General features: G+C 64.9%; 25 protein-coding genes. 15 read left to right on the top strand and 10 right to left on the bottom strand.

Going from position 1 to position 20,222, the window contains the following annotated elements; all coding sequences use genetic code 11:
• Window positions 1-39: 39 nt before the first annotated feature.
• From DTX69_RS16195 to secB, 4 genes are all read right to left on the bottom strand, one after another.
• Complete coding sequence (locus DTX69_RS16195) at window positions 40-981, bottom strand: hypothetical protein (protein WP_119302586.1); 942 nt, start codon at window positions 979-981, stop codon at window positions 40-42.
• Window positions 982-1,363: 382 nt separating this feature from the next.
• A complete protein-coding gene (locus DTX69_RS16200) occupies window positions 1,364-1,963 on the bottom strand; it encodes a short chain dehydrogenase (RefSeq protein WP_119302587.1) in 600 nt (199 codons plus the stop codon).
• A gap of 24 nt (window positions 1,964-1,987) precedes the next feature.
• The gene (locus tag DTX69_RS16205; protein WP_119302588.1) at window positions 1,988-2,464 is read right to left on the bottom strand and encodes an OsmC family protein; all 477 of its coding nucleotides are present in this window, start codon (window positions 2,462-2,464) and stop codon (window positions 1,988-1,990) included.
• Between the two features lie 199 nt (window positions 2,465-2,663).
• Window positions 2,664-3,194: a protein-export chaperone SecB gene (secB, locus tag DTX69_RS16210; RefSeq protein WP_119302589.1), complete on the bottom strand. Its 531-nt coding sequence runs from the start codon at window positions 3,192-3,194 to the stop codon at window positions 2,664-2,666.
• Between the two features lie 190 nt (window positions 3,195-3,384).
• Between secB and thpR the strand changes: the two genes are divergently transcribed.
• Window positions 3,385-3,969 carry an RNA 2',3'-cyclic phosphodiesterase gene (gene thpR, locus DTX69_RS16215; protein ID WP_119302590.1) on the top strand — a complete coding sequence of 195 codons (585 nt, stop codon included), beginning with the start codon at window positions 3,385-3,387 and terminating at the stop codon, window positions 3,967-3,969.
• Window positions 3,970-3,976: 7 nt separating this feature from the next.
• On the opposite strand, the gene DTX69_RS16220 is transcribed toward thpR, so the two are convergent.
• The 5 genes from DTX69_RS16220 to DTX69_RS16240 all read right to left on the bottom strand — a co-directional run bounded on the left by DTX69_RS16220 (window position 3,977) and on the right by DTX69_RS16240 (window position 6,723).
• Window positions 3,977-4,363, bottom strand: coding sequence for a hypothetical protein (locus tag DTX69_RS16220; protein ID WP_119302591.1), 387 nt, complete (start codon window positions 4,361-4,363; stop codon window positions 3,977-3,979).
• 90 nt (window positions 4,364-4,453) lie between these two features.
• On the bottom strand, window positions 4,454-4,828 hold the full coding sequence (locus DTX69_RS16225; protein ID WP_119302592.1) for a hypothetical protein: 375 nt from the start codon (window positions 4,826-4,828) through the stop codon (window positions 4,454-4,456).
• 128 nt (window positions 4,829-4,956) lie between these two features.
• A complete protein-coding gene (locus DTX69_RS16230; RefSeq protein ID WP_119302593.1) occupies window positions 4,957-5,379 on the bottom strand; it encodes an organic hydroperoxide resistance protein in 423 nt (140 codons plus the stop codon).
• Window positions 5,380-5,563: 184 nt separating this feature from the next.
• Window positions 5,564-5,773: a cold-shock protein gene (locus DTX69_RS16235; protein ID WP_119302594.1), complete on the bottom strand. Its 210-nt coding sequence runs from the start codon at window positions 5,771-5,773 to the stop codon at window positions 5,564-5,566.
• Between the two features lie 251 nt (window positions 5,774-6,024).
• On the bottom strand, window positions 6,025-6,723 hold the full coding sequence (locus DTX69_RS16240; protein WP_119302595.1) for a glutathione S-transferase N-terminal domain-containing protein: 699 nt from the start codon (window positions 6,721-6,723) through the stop codon (window positions 6,025-6,027).
• 154 nt (window positions 6,724-6,877) lie between these two features.
• On the opposite strand from DTX69_RS16240, the gene DTX69_RS16245 reads away from it, so the two are divergent.
• Window positions 6,878-7,186, top strand: a complete 309-nt coding sequence (locus DTX69_RS16245) for an ArsR/SmtB family transcription factor (protein ID WP_119302648.1) — start codon at window positions 6,878-6,880, stop codon at window positions 7,184-7,186.
• 164 nt (window positions 7,187-7,350) lie between these two features.
• Here the strand turns inward: DTX69_RS16245 and dnaQ are convergent, their stop codons facing one another.
• A complete protein-coding gene (dnaQ, locus tag DTX69_RS16250) occupies window positions 7,351-8,028 on the bottom strand; it encodes a DNA polymerase III subunit epsilon (protein ID WP_119302649.1) in 678 nt (225 codons plus the stop codon).
• Between the two features lie 139 nt (window positions 8,029-8,167).
• On the opposite strand from dnaQ, the gene DTX69_RS16255 reads away from it, so the two are divergent.
• The 13 genes from DTX69_RS16255 to DTX69_RS16315 all read left to right on the top strand — a co-directional run bounded on the left by DTX69_RS16255 (window position 8,168) and on the right by DTX69_RS16315 (window position 20,185).
• Complete coding sequence (locus tag DTX69_RS16255; protein ID WP_119302596.1) at window positions 8,168-10,222, top strand: thioredoxin domain-containing protein; 2,055 nt, start codon at window positions 8,168-8,170, stop codon at window positions 10,220-10,222.
• 21 nt (window positions 10,223-10,243) lie between these two features.
• Window positions 10,244-10,759, top strand: a complete 516-nt coding sequence (locus tag DTX69_RS16260) for a methylated-DNA--[protein]-cysteine S-methyltransferase (protein ID WP_119302597.1) — start codon at window positions 10,244-10,246, stop codon at window positions 10,757-10,759.
• A gap of 116 nt (window positions 10,760-10,875) precedes the next feature.
• On the top strand, window positions 10,876-12,216 hold the full coding sequence (locus tag DTX69_RS16265; protein ID WP_119302598.1) for an NAD(P)/FAD-dependent oxidoreductase: 1,341 nt from the start codon (window positions 10,876-10,878) through the stop codon (window positions 12,214-12,216).
• A 165-nt stretch (window positions 12,217-12,381) separates the two neighbouring features.
• Window positions 12,382-12,768 carry a hypothetical protein gene (locus DTX69_RS16270; RefSeq protein ID WP_119302599.1) on the top strand — a complete coding sequence of 129 codons (387 nt, stop codon included), beginning with the start codon at window positions 12,382-12,384 and terminating at the stop codon, window positions 12,766-12,768.
• A gap of 3 nt (window positions 12,769-12,771) precedes the next feature.
• Window positions 12,772-13,254, top strand: a complete 483-nt coding sequence (locus DTX69_RS16275) for a phage holin family protein (protein WP_119302600.1) — start codon at window positions 12,772-12,774, stop codon at window positions 13,252-13,254.
• Window positions 13,226-14,371: a DUF3618 domain-containing protein gene (locus tag DTX69_RS16280; RefSeq protein ID WP_162917267.1), complete on the top strand. Its 1,146-nt coding sequence runs from the start codon at window positions 13,226-13,228 to the stop codon at window positions 14,369-14,371. Before DTX69_RS16275 ends, DTX69_RS16280 begins: the two co-directional genes overlap by 29 nt.
• A 24-nt stretch (window positions 14,372-14,395) precedes the next feature.
• Entirely contained in the window at window positions 14,396-15,469 is a 1,074-nt protein-coding gene (locus DTX69_RS16285) for a YihY/virulence factor BrkB family protein (RefSeq protein ID WP_119302602.1), read from the top strand.
• Window positions 15,470-15,865: 396 nt separating this feature from the next.
• Entirely contained in the window at window positions 15,866-16,732 is an 867-nt protein-coding gene (locus DTX69_RS16290) for a helix-turn-helix transcriptional regulator (RefSeq protein WP_284735817.1), read from the top strand.
• A gap of 27 nt (window positions 16,733-16,759) precedes the next feature.
• Window positions 16,760-17,122 (top strand): VOC family protein, encoded by a 363-nt coding sequence (locus DTX69_RS16295; RefSeq protein WP_119302604.1) that lies wholly within the window; start codon window positions 16,760-16,762, stop codon window positions 17,120-17,122.
• The gene (locus DTX69_RS16300) at window positions 17,119-17,580 is read left to right on the top strand and encodes a DUF3237 domain-containing protein (protein WP_119302605.1); all 462 of its coding nucleotides are present in this window, start codon (window positions 17,119-17,121) and stop codon (window positions 17,578-17,580) included. The genes DTX69_RS16295 and DTX69_RS16300 overlap by 4 nt, the downstream gene beginning before the upstream one ends.
• A gap of 79 nt (window positions 17,581-17,659) precedes the next feature.
• On the top strand, window positions 17,660-18,043 hold the full coding sequence (locus DTX69_RS16305) for a DUF2946 family protein (RefSeq protein WP_119302606.1): 384 nt from the start codon (window positions 17,660-17,662) through the stop codon (window positions 18,041-18,043).
• A gap of 48 nt (window positions 18,044-18,091) precedes the next feature.
• Window positions 18,092-18,616 carry a YcnI family copper-binding membrane protein gene (locus tag DTX69_RS16310; protein ID WP_284735818.1) on the top strand — a complete coding sequence of 175 codons (525 nt, stop codon included), beginning with the start codon at window positions 18,092-18,094 and terminating at the stop codon, window positions 18,614-18,616.
• Entirely contained in the window at window positions 18,617-20,185 is a 1,569-nt protein-coding gene (locus tag DTX69_RS16315) for a copper resistance CopC/CopD family protein (RefSeq protein WP_119302608.1), read from the top strand.
• Window positions 20,186-20,222 lie beyond the last annotated feature (37 nt).

The raw sequence follows: 20,222 nt of genomic DNA on the forward strand, positions 1-20,222 counted from the left end.
GCGCGTCCTGGAAGCGGCGCGATGCAGGGCGCCGGATGCCTAGAAATTCAGCCCGAAGTTCATCGAAGCAATGTGGTTTGCCGGTGTGGTGACGGGTGCATCCGTCAGGGTCCGGTCGTAGTCATAGCCGGCGGAGATGTGCCATTCCGCACCGGTGGTGGTAGATATCTGCCAGTCGCTCCTGAGTTTGAGGAGGTGCCGCAGATCGTGCCGGCGCGCGTCCGCATACTGGTCAGTATAGCCGCGCTCCGTGGTGGTGAGCTTGTAGCTGCTGTCGATCCGCCATCCCGGGGCCAGCACCAGATGCGCCGTCACACCCGGGCCCTGGCTGAAGCGGTACTGGGAGGGCAAGGGACCGTCTGTGGTGTTGAAACCGTAGGCCAGCTCCAGCGCGCTCTTGTCGAACAGGTCGATCTTGACGCCCAGCCAGCCATAGGTGCTCTCGCGGTTGTCAGTATAGAGCAGCTCCGAGACGCGCCAGGACTGGCCCAGGGTCGCGGTCAGGTCCACGCCCCGGCCGATCTCCTGCCACAACTTGCCTTCCAGCGCGTAGTCCATGCGCTCCAGGACATCTCTCTGCATCGTCGCGTAGAGCGATGGCCGCAGGAGCAGGCCGCTGCCGCCCTCCTGGTATTGGAATGCCGCGTCGCCGCCAAACCGACCGCTCGACAGGATGCCGTCGCCGTCGATATGCGTGCGGCTGACCACGCCACTCGGCTTCAAGGACATGTTGTTGCCGAGTTCGAACTTGTGGCTGCCGGTGACACCGGCAGCGACGCTGGGCGCGGCATCGCCATTCTGCCGCTTGCCCCCGACCACGACCGGAACGCCCGCGACATTCAGGCGGCGCTTCTGGTTCATGTCCACTTCGTCGGCCAGGCGGTTGCTCGTGATGTCGAGGAAGAGATTGAGCGGTTGGGCGGCTTCCTTGCCCTTTTCCCCAGCTGCCGAGACGATGATGACGCTGAGATAGAGCGACACCGCGCAGAGCGAGGTGCGACACCATCGCCTTAGCAGCGCCCGACATGCACTCTCATCACGTTGCAACCACGTAGCGCGGCGCCCCGAATATGAGGGGCGCACCGCGACTGGGCGCAAGATCATATGTGATTCCCCGACAGCCTTAGCCGATAGACTGCACGAACGTGGTTAGTTTTTAATTAAGGCGCAGTGATGGCATTCACAGCGAAAGCGGTCGTCACAGCGAAAAAAGTTCGCGCTGACGTAGAGTCATTCCAGGGAAGCTAGTTCGATCGGACTAGGCGCGCGATGATCGCATCAGTGTTTCGCGCCGCCGACATGGTTGTGCTGAGCACGACCCTGTCGATCAGGGGCGGGGTGGGCGTGAAGCGGCGCGCGTTCTCTACAGCACGTGGATGACCTGCCCGGTGAGCAATCCCTCGACCGACTTCACGTAGGCATTGGCGGCGCGCTTGCCGGGGACGGCTTCGTGGCCGAGGAAGTAGGGGCCGTAGGAGGGCAGCGATTCTTCCAGTAAGCCTGGGCTGATCGAATTGATGCGGATGCCGCGCGGCATCTCGATCGCCGCGGCGCGCACGAAGGAATCGATCGCGCCGTTGACCAGGCTGGCGCCGACGCCGAAGCGGATCGGATCGTGGCTCAGCACGCCGCTGGTGAGGGTAAAGGAGCCGCCGTCGTTCACGTAGTCGCGGCCGATCAGGACCATGTTGACTTGGCCCATCAGCTTGTCCTTGAGGCCGATGCCGATCTCCGCCTCGCTCAGCTCGGCGAACGCCCCGAAATGCACCTTGCCGGCGGTGCACATCACCGCATCCACCTTGCCGACACGTTCGAACAGCTCGCGGATCGAGCAGGCATCCTTGATGTCGACCTGCACGTCGCCGCTCTTCGATCCGGCCTTCACGATCTCGTGCCGCTCCGCAAGGGCGGCGGTGACGAGCTTGCCGATGGTGCCGGTCGCGCCGACGATGAGGATCTTCATGTCCGATGCCCTAAAGGCTTGGGTTCATACGAATTGCGGTGGCACGATCTCCGTCACCACCTCGGTTTTGACCGAATTGGCGATGAAGCATTCCTCGTGCGAGCGGTGATGCAGCGCTGCGATGTCCGCCTCACTCGGGCGCTTGTCGCCGGAGAAGACGATGGTGGGATGCAGCGTGACGCGCGCGACATAGAGCTTGCCGGCTTCGTTCTTTGCCATCTCGCCGCGCGCTTCGTCTTCATACGAGTCGATGGTGAAGCCTGCGCGCGCCGCGAAGGTTAGGAAGAACAACAGGTGGCAGGAGGAGAGGCTGGCGACGAAGGCCTCTTCCGGATCGACCGCCGCCGTAATTGAATAGTTCGGCACCACGAACGGCGAGGACGAGGCCGGCACCTCCAGGCCTTCATCGAAACGCCAGACGTGGCCGCGCGAATAGCGGTTGTCGGTGAAAGCCTGATCGCCCCGCCGCCACAGCACCGTCGCACGATATGCATGCGCCATGAGTCGCTCTCCTTGGAATGAAGGCGCTAGTCTGTCGCGATGCGGCGCTGCGATGCAACCCTCTCATGACGTTTCCATGCGCAAGATCCGAAACCTTGCAGGCAAATTCGTGGGTGGTCGTGCCAAGCACGACCATGACGAAAAAAGGGATTAGCGGAGCAGCACGCGGTGTCGTAGCGAGCGTAAGCCGTTCGCGACGTCAGTTCAGCGCCGTCTTGCCGTCGCCTTCGCCGGTGGGCTGCGCGGCGGCGGCCTGCTTCATCATCTCCTCACGCTTGTCGCGATAGAGGGCGGCGAAGTCGATCGGATTGATCAGCAGCGGCGGAAAGCCGCCGGCGGAGATCGCATGGGCGATCACCTGGCGCGCAAAGGGGAAGAGCAGGCGCGGCGCCTCGATCATGATGAGGGGCAGCACGACTTCCTGCGACACGCGGCCCAGGCGGAAGATGCCGCCATATTCGCATTCGGCGACATAGACCACCTTGTCGCTGGCCTTGGCCTCCACCGCCAGGAACAGGACGATCTCGATCTCCGGCGGGGTGCGCGGCTGCACCCGGACGTCGACCCGCACCGTGCCATGCGGCACCTCCTTGAGGGTCATCAGCGAGTCCGGGCCGCCCGGATTCTCAAACGACAAGTCCTTGACGTATTGGGTCACGACGGTGAGGGGGAAGCCCTGGGACTGCGGATTGCCGGCCTCGGCGCCGCCCTGCTTGTCATTCTCGGCCATAATTCAACGTCCTGATGGGGTTTGGTCCTTTGGCCGTTCCGCTAGCACTTCCCGGCGCCCGACGCAATCACGCGAGGCCCAATCAAGCCAAAGCGGACCGGAATTCACATTTGGGATTTGGCGGGTCGGCTGTTAAGGTGGCGGACGTGACGGTACGCGGGCGGACGAGAGCCCGCGAAGGTGGTGTAAAATGCGCCTGTTTGTGGCCCTGGCGTTGCCGGATCAGATCCGCTGGCAACTGCGTCTAGTGTGCGGTGGGCTGGCGGGCGCGAGCCGGTGGGTCCCGCCGGAAAACCTCCACATCACGCTGCGCTTCCTGGGCGAGGTCGATGGCCGCGACGCGCATTACGTGGATGCGGCCCTCGCGGGCATCCGGGCGCCGCGCTTTTCCTTGCGGCTCAAAGGGGTGGATGCCTTCACGTCCGGTCAGCGGGTGAAGGCGGTCTATGCCGGGGTGGAGAAGCAGCCGGCGCTCCAGCACCTGCATGACAAGGTGGAGTCCGCCGTCGTGCGGGCGGGCCTGCCGCCGGACGGGCAGAAATACACCCCGCACGTGACGCTGACCCGTCCCAAGGATGCGCCTTTGAAGAAGCTGCAGCACTATCTGGCGGAGCACAGCTTGTTCAAGACCGAGCCCTTCGAGGTCACCCATTTCACGCTCTATTCCAGCGAGATGGGCGGGGAGCAGTCGGTCTATACGGCGCTGCGCTCCTATGCACTCAGCGTGCCCGCCGGGGTCATCGAAGCCGCAGCGGAAAGAGGCGACGCGCTGTAGCTGTGGCCTAGGCCGTGCGCGGCGCGATCTGTGTGCGGAACACGATCAACGCGAAGGTGAGAAAGCCCGTGAGGATCAGCAGCGATCCAATGGCGGCAACCGGCGCCAATGCCTGATCGCCAGTGAGGCCGATCCCGGTCAGGCCAGTCATGAAGACCAGCAGCCCGGCGAGGCAAAGCCCGTACTGAACCTTGGGCAGCACGCCCACGCCTGCTTGCGGCGCAAGCGCGTAATAGCCCCCGAAGATGAAGAACGAAACCCAGCCGAGCAGGTTCAGATGCGCGTGCATGTGCGCCAGGCGGAAATCCTGATTTATGCCCATGAAAATGCCGAGCAGGATTCCGGCGATGGCGAGCAGGATGGCGGTGCGAAAGAACAACGATGGCATGGACATGATCGGAGCCCCTCAGTGTAGCCGGACCAGGATACACGAAGAGCATGCCCACTGGAGGTTGATTCTGATGTGACCTGCGCCACATCGTCCTCAGGTTCGTGCGGCAGCCTCGCGCGTGCCGAACACGATGACCGCAAACAGGACGAAGCCAATCGCAATGATGAAAGCGCCAATGATACGGATGGGATCGAAGAACGGATTGCCCCATTCCGTGCCGGCGATGCCGACCGCTTCGACGATGACGCCGACGAGGGCAACGAAATAGTGCAAGCGCGCCAGGCCGGGTGTGGCAGCGCCGAGGGTGCGATAATAGAGCCCATAAAGCATGAAGGAGCCCCACCCGAGGATATTGAGCACGATTTCGGCATGCAGGGCGCGGTAGTCATGGGTGGCCGTCATCCAGAGCGCCAGGCCCGCAGCGACCAGAGCCAGGATGACAGATGTACGGAAACACAGCGACGGCATGGGTGCCTCGCGGGTTGTGGATCCTGCCGGCACAACCGCGGGGGTGTCGGGAAAGTTCCAGAAGTCTGAAATCAGAGGTCAGAAGGCGGACCTGACTGCATCCGACTTCTGATTTCTGAGTTCCGACTTCAGACAACCTTCAATCGCACATCGATATTGCCCTTGGTGGCGTGCGAGTAGGGGCAGACCACGTGCGCCTTCTGCACCAGGCTTTCGGCGGTGGCGCGATCGAGGTCGGGAATCTCGATCGCGAGCTCGACATCGATGCCGAAGCCTTTGCCGTCGTCGCGCGGGCCGATGCCGACGGTGGCAGTCACCGACGTGTCGTCGGAGATCTTCAGCTTCTCCTGCCCGGCGGCATATTTCATCGCGCCGAGGAAGCAGGCGGAGTAGCCGCACGCGAATAGCTGCTCCGGGTTCGTGCCTTTGCCGCCGGATCCGCCCAGCTCCTTCGGAGTCACCAGATCGAGATCCAGGGTGCCGTCCGCAGTCTTGGAATGGCCGGTGCGGCCGCCGGTCGAAGTCGCTTGCGTGGTGTAGAGAACCTTCATTGCCTCTCTCTCCCTGATGACGGACGCCCTCGCGGGCGATCATGCGCCTTCGCGGCGCGCTTTCAAGCCCGGATGCATGACGGAAGATTTGGTTTTGCGCGGCGCAATCAGATCGATGCGCAGGAAGGCGACAGACGGGAAGCGGGAGCGTCCCGTCAAGGACGCTCCCGCTCGAGATAACGCTTTAGACCTTCTTCAGGTTCTCGGCCGAACTCTTGCCGCGCTTCGGATCGCGCTGCTCCTCGTACGAGACTTTCTGGCCTTCGTTCAACGTGCCGAGCCCCGCGCGCTCGACAGCCGAAATGTGCACGAACACATCCGGCCCACCGGATTCCGGCTGAATGAAGCCGTAGCCCTTGGTGCTGTTAAACCACTTGACGGTACCGATCGGCATCGCTCACTCCCAAATATGATTGCACCGCGCCGCGTCCAACGGCGCGTCACACTGTCTCCAGGAATAGCAGCGAAGTCGGTCGTCCTAGGGCGTCGAAGTCGGCAATCCACAGCAGTATGACTAAGAGACCTTAGTCCGCGGCGCGGAGGGGGCCAAGGGGAAAAACAGGAATCAGGGACCAGGAATCAGGTACCAGAAAGGGCACGGAGGCAGCCGTTAACGCCCTTCTGATTTCTGATCCCTGACCTCTGTCATCTGACAACCGCCGCCGTCTGGCCGAACAGCACCTTGCGGGCTTCTTCCGTCATGACGGGCGAGGCGCTGCTGACCTCCTTGCCCTTCTCATAGGCGCGGATGGTGGCGGGCCGGTTCTGAATCGTTTCAAGCCAGCGCTTGAGGTGCGGGAAGGCGTCGATGTCCTGGCTCTGGTTCTTGTAGGGCACGATCCAGGGATAGCAGGCCATGTCGGCGATCGAGTATTCGCCGGCGACGAATTCGCGGTCCGCCAGGCGCTTGTTGAGCACGCCATAGAGCCGATTGGTCTCGTTGATGTAGCGCGTGACGGCGTAGGGAAGCTTCTCCGGCGCGTAGTGCGCGAAATGATGGTTCTGGCCGGCCATCGGGCCGAGGCCGCCCATCTGCCAGAATAGCCATTGCCGCACCTCATTGCGCTTGCGCAGGTCGGTCGGGAAGAACTGGCCGGTCTTGTCGCCGAGATATTCGAGGATCGCCCCGGATTCGAACACCGAGATCGGCGCGCCGCCGTCCTTGGGCGCGCGATCGATGATCGCGGGCATCCGGTTGTTGGGCGCGATCTGCAGGAAGTCCGGCTTGAACTGGTCGCCCGCGCCGATATTGACGGGCATGATGGTGTAGGGCAGGCCGGTTTCTTCCAAAAAGATGGTGATCTTATGTCCGTTGGGTGTCGGCCAGTAGTAAAGCTCGATCATCGTGACACTCCGAATTGGGTGACCTTGAACCGGTTGGGGTTATGTTCTATGGTTCTAGAACACAGCAGATAACCTGAGTCCGGCCCTTTGCAAGTGCGAATTTGTCAGGAACCAATTTTGTGAGGGGCAATTCCGTGATCCCGAATTCATGGTCATGACCGAGCGCGATTTCACACAGCCGGATATCGAGGACGTAGCGCTCCATGCGGTGCTGTTCGCCCTGAGCGATCCGACGCGCCTGGCCATCACACGCGCGCTCGCGGATGGGGAGGAGCATTCCGCCGGCGATCTGGCGGGCGACATCCCCAAGTCCACCATGAGCCATCATTTGAAGATCTTGCGCGAGGCGGGCATCACCACCACCCGGCCCGAGGGCATGCGCTGCCGCGTCTCGCTGCGCCGCGCGGAGCTCAACCGGCGCTTTCCAGGATTGCTGGCGGCGATTTTGAAGAATGCGGGGTAGGGCGCGTCGCTACCCACGCACTCTCTTTTTTGTCATCCCGGGCTTGACCCGGGATCCATCGTCGAAGCGCTCGTGCGACTGCGGAATAGGCCCCGGCTCAAGGCCGGGGTGACGATTGTGTGGTGGCAATGACGGTGCGTCGCGCGTCGACGCATGCGGTCAGATCACCCCAGCCAGACCGCGTCCTTGAGCTTGGCGATGAACGTGGCGTGGGCGGCGAGCTCTTCGGCGCTGGCGACATGCGGGCGCGCGGGGCGGACAATGCGGCCGACGACATTGAGCGCGGCGCGCGCGGCCTCTTCCGCGGCCGTCGTCAGGCTGAGTCCGGTCTGCGGCCCACCAAGCAATTGCAGATAGACCTCGGCCAGCAACTGCGCGTCGAGCAGCGCGCCGTGCAGCGTGCGCTGGGTGTTGTCGATGGCGAAGCGCTTGCACAAGGCATCCAGGCTGACGGGCGCGCCGGGAAACTTCTGGCGCGCGAGGCGAACGGTGTCGATGGCGCGGTCGAGGGAGAGAGTCACGCGCTTCAGCAGATTGAGCTCTGCATTCAGGAAGCGCATGTCGAACTCAGCATTGTGGGCCACCAGCGGCGCATCGCCGATGAACTCCATGAGCTCGTCCGCGATCTCCGCGAATCTCGGCTTGTCGCGCAGGAACTGTTCGCTCAGGCCGTGGATGCGGAATGCCGCTTCCGGCATGTCCCGCTCGGGATTCAGGTAATATTGCTTCTTGCGGCCGGTCGGGATCTGATTGACCAGCTCCAGGCAGGCGATTTCTACGATCCGATGCCCCTCGGAGGGCTCGAATCCCGTCGTTTCCGTGTCAAAGATGATCTCCCGCATGGCGGCAGAAATAGCGGACAAGTCTGAGTCGCGGCAACTCGGAAACGCGGCATCGGAAGCCGGCACCGGTCGGCATTGATTTGAGGCTGGGAACGGCGTCAACTCCGGAGCGACTTCCGGCTTCGCGGGTTCATCCTTCATGGCACATATCCATACACCCAACCCGAACAATCGCTTGTCAGCAGAGACCTCACCCTATCTGCTGCAGCACAAGGACAATCCGGTCGATTGGTGGCCCTGGGGAGAGGAGGCGCTGGCCGAAGCCAAGCGCACCGAACGGCCGATCCTGCTATCGGTCGGCTATGCCGCCTGCCACTGGTGCCACGTGATGGCGCACGAGAGCTTCGAGGACCCCGAGATCGCGGCCCTCATGAACAAGCTGTTCGTGAACATCAAAGTGGACCGCGAGGAACGGCCGGATCTCGACCAGATCTATCAGCAGGCTCTCGCCCTCCTGGGGCAGCAGGGCGGCTGGCCTCTCACCATGTTCCTGACTCCGGAGGGGCGGCCGTTCTGGGGCGGCACCTATTTCCCGCCGGCGACCAAGTGGGGGCGGCCGGGCTTCCCGGAGGTGCTGACCGCCTTGGCCGAGACCTACGCCCAGGAACCGGACAAGGTACAGAAGAATGTCGACGGGCTGCGCCAGGCGATGGCGAAGCTCGCGACCCCGCACGCCGGCGACGCAATCTCCATGGAGATCACCGACCAGATCGCGCGGCGGCTCCTGGAAGAGGTCGATTTCCAGAACGGCGGCATCGGCCAGGCGCCGAAATTCCCGCAAGTGCCGCTCTTCACCTTGTTCTGGCGCGCCTACAAGCGCACCAAGGACATGCGCTTCAAGGACGCGGTCGCCACTACCCTGACACGGATGTGCCAGGGCGGCATCTACGATCATCTCGGCGGCGGCTTCGCGCGCTATGCGGTGGATGCCAACTGGCTGGTGCCGCATTTCGAAAAGATGCTCTATGACAACGCCGAGCTGGTTGGATTGCTGACTCTAGTGTGGCAGGAGACGCGCGACCCGCTCTACGAGGCGCGGGTGCGCGAGACCGTCGGCTGGCTGGAGCGCGAGATGCTGGCCGCGCCGAACGAGCGGGACGAGCGCGCTTTCGCCGCTTCGCTCGATGCCGATTCCGAAGGCGAGGAAGGCAAGTTCTACGTCTGGACCGAGGCAGAGATCGACGCGATCCTCGGCGTCGAATCCGCCTTCTTCAAGCAGCACTACGATGTCAGCGCCGAAGGCAATTGGGAGGAGCACACGATCCTGAACCGCTCGCAGCGTCCGTCACTGCTGGACGCGGCGGGCGAAGGGCGCCTAGCGGAGGCGCGCGAGAAGCTGCTGGCAGCGCGCGCCAAGCGCGTGCGGCCCGGCTGGGACGACAAGGTGCTGGCGGATTGGAACGGCCTGATGATCGCGGCGTTGGCAGAGGCCGCGGTGGTGTTCGATGAGCCGGCCTGGATGGAGCGGGCAGCGGGCGCATTCGACTTCATCCGCACGACCATGATGAAGAACGGGCGGCTGTTCCATGCCTGGCGCGCGAACAAGCTGCAGCATGCGGCGACGCTCGATGATCATGCGCATCTGGCGGCGGCGGCACTGGCGCTGCTCGAGGCTACGGGCGCCGTGCATTACCTGGGCGCGGCGGAGGAGCTGGTCAGGTTGCTGGACGCACATTTCTGGGACAAGAAGCATGGCGGCTACTTCATGACCGCCGATGATGTGAAGGACGTGATCCAGCGCCCGAAATCCGCAGGCGACAGTGCCATTCCCAACGGCAATGGCGCCATGGTGGGCGTGCTGGCCCGGCTCTATCACCTGACGGGCGAGGAGCGCTATCTGGAGCGCGCAGGCGCGCTGGTGGCGGCCTTCTCGGGCGAGATCAATCGCAATTTCTTCCCTCTCGCCACCCTCATCAACAACAACGAGTTCCTGGAAGCGACGCTGCAGGTCGTGGTGGTCGGCCCGCTAGACAGCGATGCGACCCAGGCTCTGGTGCATGCGGTGCGTGAGCGCTCGCTGCCCAACCGCCTGCTGCAGGTGGTGCCGCCCGATGCGCAATTGCCGGAGAGACATCCGGCCGCCGGCAAGGGCATGGTGGACGGCAAACCGGCAGCCTATGTGTGTAAAGGCCAGACCTGCGGGCTGCCGGTGACGCATCCGAAGGGCTTGGGCACCGCCCTTGCTCTTGGCTAAAGAGCCGGAAGGTAGGATAGAATGTTGCAGCACGTAGACATCGTCGGGACCGGCACGCCGCATCGGGAAGAGGGGATGGCGACCGCAGCCTTGCAAACCGAGATCGGCTGGATCGAGGTCAGCGCCGACAGCGACGCGATCACGCACCTCCATTGGCGCGGCGTGCAGCCGCAGCGCCTACAATCCTCAACGCTGGTGAAGGAGGCGGTGAAGCAGTTGCAGGCTTATTTCGATAAGCGCCTGATGCAGTTCGACGTGCCGATCGCCGCCGACGGCACCGGCTTCGCCAGGGATGTGTGGGACGTCATGCTCTCCATCCCGTACGGCCAGACCCTGACCTATGGCGAAGTCGCCACGCGCCTGAACGCGCCGGCGCAGGCGGTCGGCCAGGCCTGCGGCCAGAACCCGATCGCCATCATCATCCCCTGCCACCGCATCGTCGGCACCAACTGGCTCGGCGGCTATTCCAGCGAACTGGGCATCAACGCGAAGGAATACCTGCTGGACCTCGAGCGCGGGCAAGGCAGGCTGTTCTAGGCAAATACTCTTCTCCCACGAGGGGCAGGCCATTCCAGGTCGCTGGCAGCTTTGACATTCCTGTGCGTGGCTGATTCTATCGGCGTCCCATTCTCTCTTCGGCCGCGAGCGCTTCCTTGGGACCCGTCCTCGATCCAGTCGATTCCGATTCCACCGTGCCACAGAAGGTCGACGTCGTCGTCATCGGCGGCGGCATCGCCGGGGTCTCGACAGCCTTGTTCCTGGCTCGGCGCGGGATCTCCGTCGCGTTGTGCGAGAAGGGTGTCATCGGCGGCGAGCAATCCAGCCGCAATTGGGGTTGGTGCCGCACCATCGGGCGCGATCTGCGCGAAGTGCCGCTGGCGATGGAAAGCCTGCGGCTGTGGGCCGGCATGAATGCGCTGGTGGAAGCAGAGACCGGATTCCGGCCGGCCGGCATCGCCTATCTCTGCGACGATGCAAAGGAGTTGGCGGGCTATGAATCCTGGCTCGCTAAGGCCGAGGGTCAGTGCCGCGACTATCAGCACCACGCGCGCATCCTGCCTGCGAGCGGGATCGACAGTCTGGCACCGGGCGCTGCCAAGCGCTATGCGGGCGCGCTGCACTGCGCGAGCGACGGCCGGGCGGAACCACAAAAGGCAGCGCCGGCAATCGCCAATGCGGCGCGCCGCTTCGGCGCCAACATCCTGACCCAGTGCGCAGTGCGCGGCCTCGATCTCGCGGTCGGGCGCATCGCCGGCGTGATCACCGAGAAGGGCCGCATCGCCTGCAATGCGGTGGTGCTGGCGGGCGGTGCGTGGTCGCGCCTGTTCGCGTCCACCGCCGGCGTGACGCTGCCGCAGCTCAAGGTGCTGTCGACGGTGATGCGCACCAATCCGGTCAGCGGGGGTCCCGAAAACGCCTTGTGGGCGGCCGGCTTCGGCATCCGCCGGCGGCTGGATGGCGGCTTCACCATCGCAAACGGCAGCTCCAGCCGCGCCGACATCGTGCCCGATTCCTTCCGCTTCTTCGCACAGTTCCTGCCGGCGCTGAAGATGGAATGGAAGTCGCTGCGCATCCGCGTCGGCAAGCGCTTTCTCGACGAATGGCGGCAGCCGGGACAGCTGACGCCCGATCGCGAAACGGTGTTCGAGCGCGTGCGGGTGCTCGACCCCGAGCCGGAGACTTGGCTCAACGATCGCGCGCTGGCGACAGTCCAGGCGACCTTCCCGGCGCTGAAAGGCGCGACGATCGCGCAGCACTGGGCCGGGCTCATCGACGTGACACCGGATGCGGTGCCGGTCATCTCGCCGGCAGCGCAGGTGCCGGGCTTCTTCATCGCCACAGGCTTCTCCGGCCATGGCTTCGGCATCGGCCCGGGCGCTGGCCGCTTGATGGCCGACCTGGTCAGCGGCGAGCAGCCGGTGGTCGACCCCGCGCCCTACCGCCTGTCGCGCTTCTTCGACGGATCGCCAATCCGGTTCGAGGCGGGGTTGTAGGTTGCGTCGCAACGCGGCCGGGGCTTGAGTGCGCAGTCCTAATTTGCGCCAAGCCCTCCTCAGGTCACCCTGCTTACCCAAGCTTTCTCAGCTGTGCCGCAACGACGTGGCACGTCTCACTGTTAGCTGCGCATCAACACTAGAGCTTTTGCTTGGGAGGAAGTCATGGTCCAAAGCGAAGCCGCCGGAGCGGCTGCGAGTACGGAATCCCTGAAGGACAGCGCCGCGCAAACGGCCGACCAGCAGAAGGAAACCGGGGCCCGGCAATTGTCCGGCATCGCGGGGGCAGTCCACGCTGCCGCCGACCAGCTGCAGGATCAACTGCCCAGGGCAGCCACCTATATCCATGACGCCGCCGAACGCATCGACCACGCCGCATCCGATCTGCGTGACCGGAACCTGAGCGAGATCGCCGACAGCATGCGCCGCCTGGGGCAGGAGCGGCCGCTCGCCCTGTTCGGCGGTGCAGTGCTCGCCGGCTTCGTCATGACGCGGTTCCTCAAGAGCGCGCATGACGGCGATGAGCACGGCCCCGCTTCCGAGAGGACTTGACCCATGGCAAAGTATAACGTCCGGCCGATCCCGGAAATCTTCACCGATCTGGTCGCGCAGGTGACCACACTCGTGCGCAAGGAAAGCCGGCTCGCCCGCGCCGAGGTCTCGGAAAAGGCCGGCCGCGCCATCTCCGGCATCGCCATGATCCTGCTGGGCTCGGTGCTGCTGATCCCCGCCCTGGTCATCCTGCTGCAGGCGGCGATCGCCGGGCTGGTGGAGAACGGCATGGAGCGGGCGGTCGCGTCGCTCATCGTCGGCGGCGGCGCTTTCATCATCGGCATGGTCATCGGGCTCACCGGCTGGAGCTGGGTCAAGCCCGCATCGCTGGTGCCCGACAAGACCATCGACCAGTTGAAGCGCGATGCGGAGGTGCCGCGGCATTCCAGCGTCACGGCACACTACGGCGAGACCGGCGGATCAACCAGCGAACGGATGGCGGGACAGGAGACGGCACATGGCGAACGCAGAGACCGCGCGGCTTGAGCGCGAAGCCGAGGAGACGCGTGCACAGCTGGAGCAGACCCTTGGCGAGCTGCGCGCGCGCATGTCGCCGGGTCAGCTTTTAGACCAAGCGACGAACTATTTCCGCAACAACAGCGGGCGCGCCTATCTCGGCAACCTGCGCGACGAGGTGGTGCACAATCCGGTGCCCGTCGCCTTGATCGGCGCCGGGATTGCGTGGCTCGCCATCTCCGGCACGATGGGGCGCCGCCGTAACGGCAACGGCCGTATGGAGCGCGACTGGGGCAGAACTGCCGGAGTCGCCGACGACCTCAGCCATGGCGGCCGCGGGCCATCGGCCATGCGCCGCGCGCGCGAGACGGCAGAAGACTGGGCTGGCGAGGCGCGGGATGCCATGTCCGGCACCCTTGAAAGCGCCAAAGAGATGGGCGACCGCGCGAGTACGGCCCATGACGAGGCGATCGGGGCAGCGCGCCAGACCGCTAAGGGCTGGACCGAGGAGGCGAGCTCGACTGTGCATCAGGCGCGGGATCGCGCGGCAGACATGTACGACCAGACGGCTAGTGGGATTCGCCGGGTGGCCCGCAGGGCGGCCGGCTACGGCCGCGCCGCGCGTCGCGCGGTCCAGTCCGACGGCGCATTGGTGAATTTCTGTCGCGAGCAGCCGATGCTGGTTGCTGGGCTCGGTGTCGCCGTCGGTGCAGTGCTTGCCGCCATGATTCCGTCCAGCCGCGCCGAGCGCGAAATCATGGGCGAAACCAGTCGCGACGTGCAGGACCGTGTGCGCGAAGCAGCCTCGGAAACCATGCGTGCGGCCAGCGGAGACAGTGAAGGCGATCGCGCTGGAGCGCGCGCCAGCGAGAGCGCGAGCGAGCGGCGCTACGGCGATGCTTGGCAGCGGGAAAGCGGGCAGAGTGGGGCGGCGCGAGACGATACTGCGCGCATTGGCGAGGACCGGCGCGGCGAGCCCTATGCCGCACGCGAAGCCGCCACCGATATCGAACGTGGCGTGCAGCGGAGCGACCGGGCCTCCAACGTGGAGGCCGAGCCGCAGAGCGCGCCTTATGCTGAAGCAGCGGAAGCCGGCGCGGCGGGCACGACTCCTGCACGCGAGGACGAATCGAAGCAGCGCACCTGAGCAGAGCTCAAGGGCGGCACTCCCATGAACCGCCTCACGTCCTGGCTGATGACGGGGGTGACCGGCTGGCTGGCGCTCAAGTCCCTGCGGGCGCAGGAAGAAACGGCGCTGCTCGCGGCCGACGATGCCAGGCGCTTTCAGCACGCCGAGGGGGGCCACCGGGGCCGCACCGCCGATCGCCCGGCAGAGATTCCGCCGCGCGGCTGGAAGGACATCCTCGTCCGCACCTATCGCAGCATGAGCGCCGACCGTGTGATGCGCGAAGCGGCCGGCGTCACCTATTACGTGCTGATGGCGCTGTTTCCAGGTCTCGCCGCGCTGGTATCGATCTACGGCTTGGTCGCCAATCCGGCCGATATCGAGCGGCAATTGGCGGGACTCACAGGCGCCATCCCGCAGGAGGCGATCTCGATCATCCGCGGCCAGCTGGAACATCTGGCATCGCAGGACCAGCGCGCCCTGAGCTTTGCCTTTTTCGGCAGCCTTCTGGTCTCGCTGTGGAGCGCCAATGCCGCGATCAAGGCGCTGTTCGATGCGCTCAACGTCGTCTATGGCGAGCGGGAACGGCGCAGCTTCATCAAGCTCAACGCTATGTCGCTTCTTTTCACAGCCGGCATGATCCTGTTCCTGGTGCTGGCGATGATCGGCATCGTGGTCATTCCGGCGGTGCTCAACTTCCTGGAGCTGGGCGGGGCGGGCGCGCTCATCATCAATGTGCTGCGCTGGCCGGCGCTGCTGGCGATCGTGATTCTGGGGCTCGCGGTGCTCTATCGCTACGGCCCCGATCGGCAGAATGCGCGCTGGCGCTGGATCACCTGGGGCAGCGTCGCAGCCGCTATCCTGTGGCTCCTCGTCTCCATGCTGTTCTCCTGGTACACCGGCAATTTCGGGAACTACAACAAGACCTACGGCTCATTGGGCGCGGTTATCGCCTTCATGGTATGGACCTGGCTCTCCACCACCGTTGTGCTGATGGGTGGCGAGCTCAACGCCGAGATCGAGCACCAGACCGCCAAGGACAGCACCACCGGCTGGCCGCAACCCCTTGGCCGCCGCGGCGCGCGGATGGCCGATACGGTCGGACGACCGCAGGATTGACGCTGGTGGTTGCAGAACGCGGCTCGTCAATCTCTAGTTCGCACCGTGCGAGCCGGGGGAGCCGATGTCATCCATTGCAATCAAGGGCGTTGTCATTGCGGCGCTGTTCGATGTGGTCCCCGTCGGCGGCTATCTGGCTGCTGCGAGGAATCGCGCAAAGGGCCGGTGGTCAACGGAGCGCTCTCCGCTTTCCTATGCATGCTGATCAGCCTTTATTCGCTAATCACCCTTGGTCCGGAATACTGGATCGACGGTGTGATTAGGCTGGCTACTATGCCGCTTCTGGGTCTGCTGGGCGGATATCTGTACCTGCGTCGGATGCGCAATTTTCTCCAAGTCCAGAATTGACGTCGGGTGCCACGATCCCGGGGTTGCTGTTACACTAGGCTCATGACCATGACCTGCATTGCGCAGAGCAAGAGCCTCGCGATCTACGATTACCGCTGCCGGATCGGGCTCGGTGCGACGCCGTTCGTCGAGCGGCACAATCGCAGCTCGATCTCTTTCGTGCGCAAGGGGAGCTTCGGGTATCACACGCGTGGCAAGTATTTCGAGCTTGTCGCGGGCTCCGTCCTGATCGGGCGCGCAGGCGATGAGTATGTGTGCAGCCATGATCATGTGTGCGGCGATGAATGCCTGTCGTTCCAATTGGCGCCGGAGCTGGTCGCGGCAATCGGCGATGACGATACGATCTGGTCGGTCGGCGCACTGCCGCCTGTCCCGGAGCTGATGGTGGTGGCGGAGCTGGCTGAGGCGGCCGCCGCGCGGCAGAGCGACGTGGCGCTGGACGAGGCCGGGCTGCTGATGGCAGCACGGTTCGTCGAGATCGCGGGCAGCACCCATCGGGCGAAATCCGCCGCGGCGGAGCAGAAGCCTGTTGTCACGGCCACGCGCGACCGGCGGCGCGCGGTCGAGGCGGCGCTGTGGCTGGAGGAGCATGCGCATCAGGCGATTGATCTCGACCGCGTCTCGCGCCAGGCGGGACTGAGCCCGTTCCATTTCCTGCGCCTGTTCGCGCGCGTGCTGGGCGTGACGCCGCACCAATATCTGGTGCGGTGCCGCTTGCGTCATGCGGCGCGGCTGCTGGCCGATCCCGCGCGCAGCATCACCGACGTCGCCTTCGACGTCGGCTTTGCGGATCTCTCCAATTTCGTGCGCACCTTCCGGCGCGCTGCTGGCGTCAGCCCGCGCGTCTTCCGCAAGGCCGCAAAGGGCGAGCGCAAGATCCTCCAAGAACGCATCGCGGCCTACGCACTAGGCTGACCTCCTCATCGAACGAGGAGATTAGCGATGTACGATCACGTCGGTTTGCATGTGAAGGATCTGAAGGCGAGCGTGCGCTTCTACGAGGCGACGCTGACGGCCCTGGGTTACGTGCTCTGTTCGCAGGATGCGAGCGGCGCCGGCTTCGGCCCGAAGGGCGCGCCGGCCCTGTGGCTCTATGCCGACCAGGGCACAAAGGCACCGGGCGCTCATATCGCCTTCAGGGCGAAGAGTCGCGCGGCGGTGGACAAATTCTACGATGCCGGCGTGAAGGCGGGCGGCAAGGACAATGGCAAGCCCGGCCTGCGCGCCGACTACAGCCCGACCTATTATGCGGCCTTCTTGAGCGATCCCGACGGCAACAACGTCGAAGCCGTGTGCCTGGCATGAACGCCGTCGCCACCGACTATCTGATGATGCTGCACGCGCCGATCGCCGGCGCGCCGCAGCGCATCGATGACACGCTGACGATCTTCCATTCCGACAGTGGACGCGTGGAGGGGCCGCGCATCAAGGGGTCGATCCTGCCACCGACCGCCGATTGGCTGCGCGTCGTGCCGGGCGGCAGCCTGCGCGTCGACGCGCGTATGAGCATACGCACCGACGATGGTGCGGACATCTATGCGCAATATGGCGGCGTGATCGTGATCGCGCCCACCGACTTCGCACGCATGGCGTCGGGCGAGACCCTCGTGGGAGAGGGGATGTATTTCATCACCACGCCGGTCTTCCAGACCGCGGACAGCCGCTACGCCTGGCTCAACCGAATTCAGGCCATCGGCAGGGCCGTCGCGCTTAAAGGCGGCGAAGGCGGCTATGTCCGGTACGAGGTGTTCACGGTGAAATAACCCGATCGTCTACCGGGGATTCTACGGAGCGGTACTCTACAGATGGCGGAACCTGTGCCGTTTCGTCTAGACTGCCCGCATGAACCGGGTTCGGCGGCAGACGGAGCGTACCTGGCGGCAATGGCTTGGTCTTTGCCTTGTCCTGCTGCTGACCTTTGCCCCGCCATTCAACCTGGCGGGGGTGGACCTCGCCCTGCAGGCTCAGGCCGAATCCGGCGCTCATCAGGCCCACGGGCACGACCGTCACAGCCATCACCATTCCGGGCTCGCGCACCACAGTTCGGGCGGCGGCTGCCTGGAATGCCTGGTGCTGGGCGGGATGTCGCTGGCGGGTGCGGCGGCGCTGCCGCATCCCGCACCGGCGCTTCATGCCATTGGCTCGGGCTGGTCCTTCGAGACTCGCGCCTGGGATTCCCGCGGCGTAAGGATCATCGTCTGCCGCGGCCCGCCCGCTCTCGCTTGAGATCCTGATCAATCCATTCCCTTTCACTTGATCTCAAGGAGCGCCGCCATGCGCGGACTGCGAATGTTTGCCGTTTCTATGGTCACCTTGGCTGCCGTCGGCAGCGCCCAGGCTCATGTCACCCTCGAGCAGACCGAAGCCGCGGCCGACTCCAGTTTCAAAGTCGTGATGCGCGTGCCGCACGGTTGCGAGGGCGCGGCCACCAACGCCGTGCGCGTGCAGATCCCCGAAGGCCTGATCGTCGCCAAGCCGATGCCCAAGCCCGGCTGGCAGGTCGAGCTGAAGGAAGGCGACTACGCCAAGAGCTACGATTACTACGGCACGCCCGTCACCAAGGGCGTGAAGGAGATCGCCTGGACCGGCGGCAGCCTGCCGGACAATTTCTATGACGAGTTCGTGTTCCGCGTGCGCGTCACGAACTTCGAGCCGGGCACCAAGATCTACCTGCCCGTGGTGCAGGAATGCGGCAGCGCCGCCGAGCGGTGGATCGAGATCCCGGAAGCCGGCAAGTCGGAAGAGGACTACGAGTATCCGGCGCCAGGCTTCACCGTGACCGAGCCGAAGGGTCACTGATTGGCCCGCGCGTTCGCGCGCTTGAGGACCGGCGCCGGATTTCTGGCGCTGGTCCTCGCCTTCCTGCTGGCCAGCCCAGCGGGCGCGTGGGCGCATGCCGTGTTGCAGGGGACGAGTCCTGCCGCCGACTCCGTCCATGCGCACGCACCGGAGCGCATAGAGCTCATCTTCAACGAGCCGGTGCAGCTGCTGGACTTGCGCGTCATCGACGACAGCGGGCGCGATTGCTCGCCGCCGACCACACCGAAGGCGCGCGATGGGCGCGTCACCTGGGTGATGCAGGATCACCTGCCGGACGGCCGATACCTAGTGAGCTGGCGCGTCGGCTCGCTCGACGGCCATGTGATCAGCGGCAGCTTCACTTTCGCGATCGGCACGGCGGGCGCGGGTGCGATGCCGGCGCAGGTACACGCCGAAGAGAGTCACTGGCCGGTACTGGCTTTGCACGCGCTCGCCCGCCTCGCGCTGCTGTTCGCGTCCGGCACGGCTTTATTCCGACTGCTACTAGCGCCGCGGTCGCTTGAGTCCCCGCTGCATCTGGCGACACGTTGGATCGCCTTGTCAGGCGTGCTCGCGATGATCTTGTTCATCGGTGCGGAAGGCGCAGTGCGTGCCGGACTGCTGTCGCATGCCCTGCTTTCAATCGAGAGCTGGCAGGCGGCACTCGCGGCACCGAACTTCGAGTGGCGCGGCTTTTCAATCATCGGCTTGGCGCTGCTTGCCGCCCGCGCAACCCCCCTCAGCCAGTGGCTCGGCATTGCCGTCTCACTGCTCGGCATGGCCGATAGCGGTCACGTCCTTGCCGTGCTTCCGGCCGGCATGGGACATGGTCTCATGATCTTGCACGGCCTGACTGCGGCTCTCTGGATCGGCGCCATCGGCCCGCTGCGGCTCGCGCTGAAGCGCGATGCAAGCGCCGAGACCGTGGATCTGTTCCGACGGTTCCAGACCTATGGCGCGCTGGCGATGGCGGGGACGCTGGCAAGCGGCATCCTGCTAACAATCCTCCTGCTGCCGCGCGTGGCCGATCTGTGGCAGAGCGCGTACGGCCTGCGCCTCTGCGCGAAGCTCGGTGCGGTGGCGGTGATGCTGGGCATCGCGGCGACCAACAGGCTATGGCTGACGCGCCGCGCCATGACTGGCGCGCCAAGCGCGCGCGCTCTGTTGCGTCGGGTATTGGGCCTTGATATGGCCGCCGCCAGCCTTGCGACCATGCTCGCCGTCGGCCTCTCTCTCGGCCCACCGCCGTCCGCGCTTACGCTGACGATCGCGCATGATCGCTACGATGTTGCCCTGTCATTCAGCCCCGGGAGGATCGGCGACAACGATCTGTCCATCGCGCTCACGCCGAAGGAGGGCGCCCCGGCCGACCCGAAGGAAGTGGTGCTGCGCCTCTCCGCGCCGGGAATCGAGCCCATCCTCCGCAAAGCGGAGCGGACCGGGCCCGGCCGCTATGGGCTCCGCGATCTGCCCCTGTGGGTCGCGGGTCCTTGGCAGCTACAGCTTGGGATCCTGGTCGACGATTTCACCAGGCTCCGGCTTCGTGCGGAGATCATACTGGTGCCCTAGGATTGCGGAGCCGCCCCCGCTGTTGTCATGATGGGTG

This window comes from Dongia deserti (assembly GCF_003574735.1).
Classification (GTDB): Bacteria; Pseudomonadota; Alphaproteobacteria; order Dongiales; family Dongiaceae; genus Dongia_A; species Dongia_A deserti.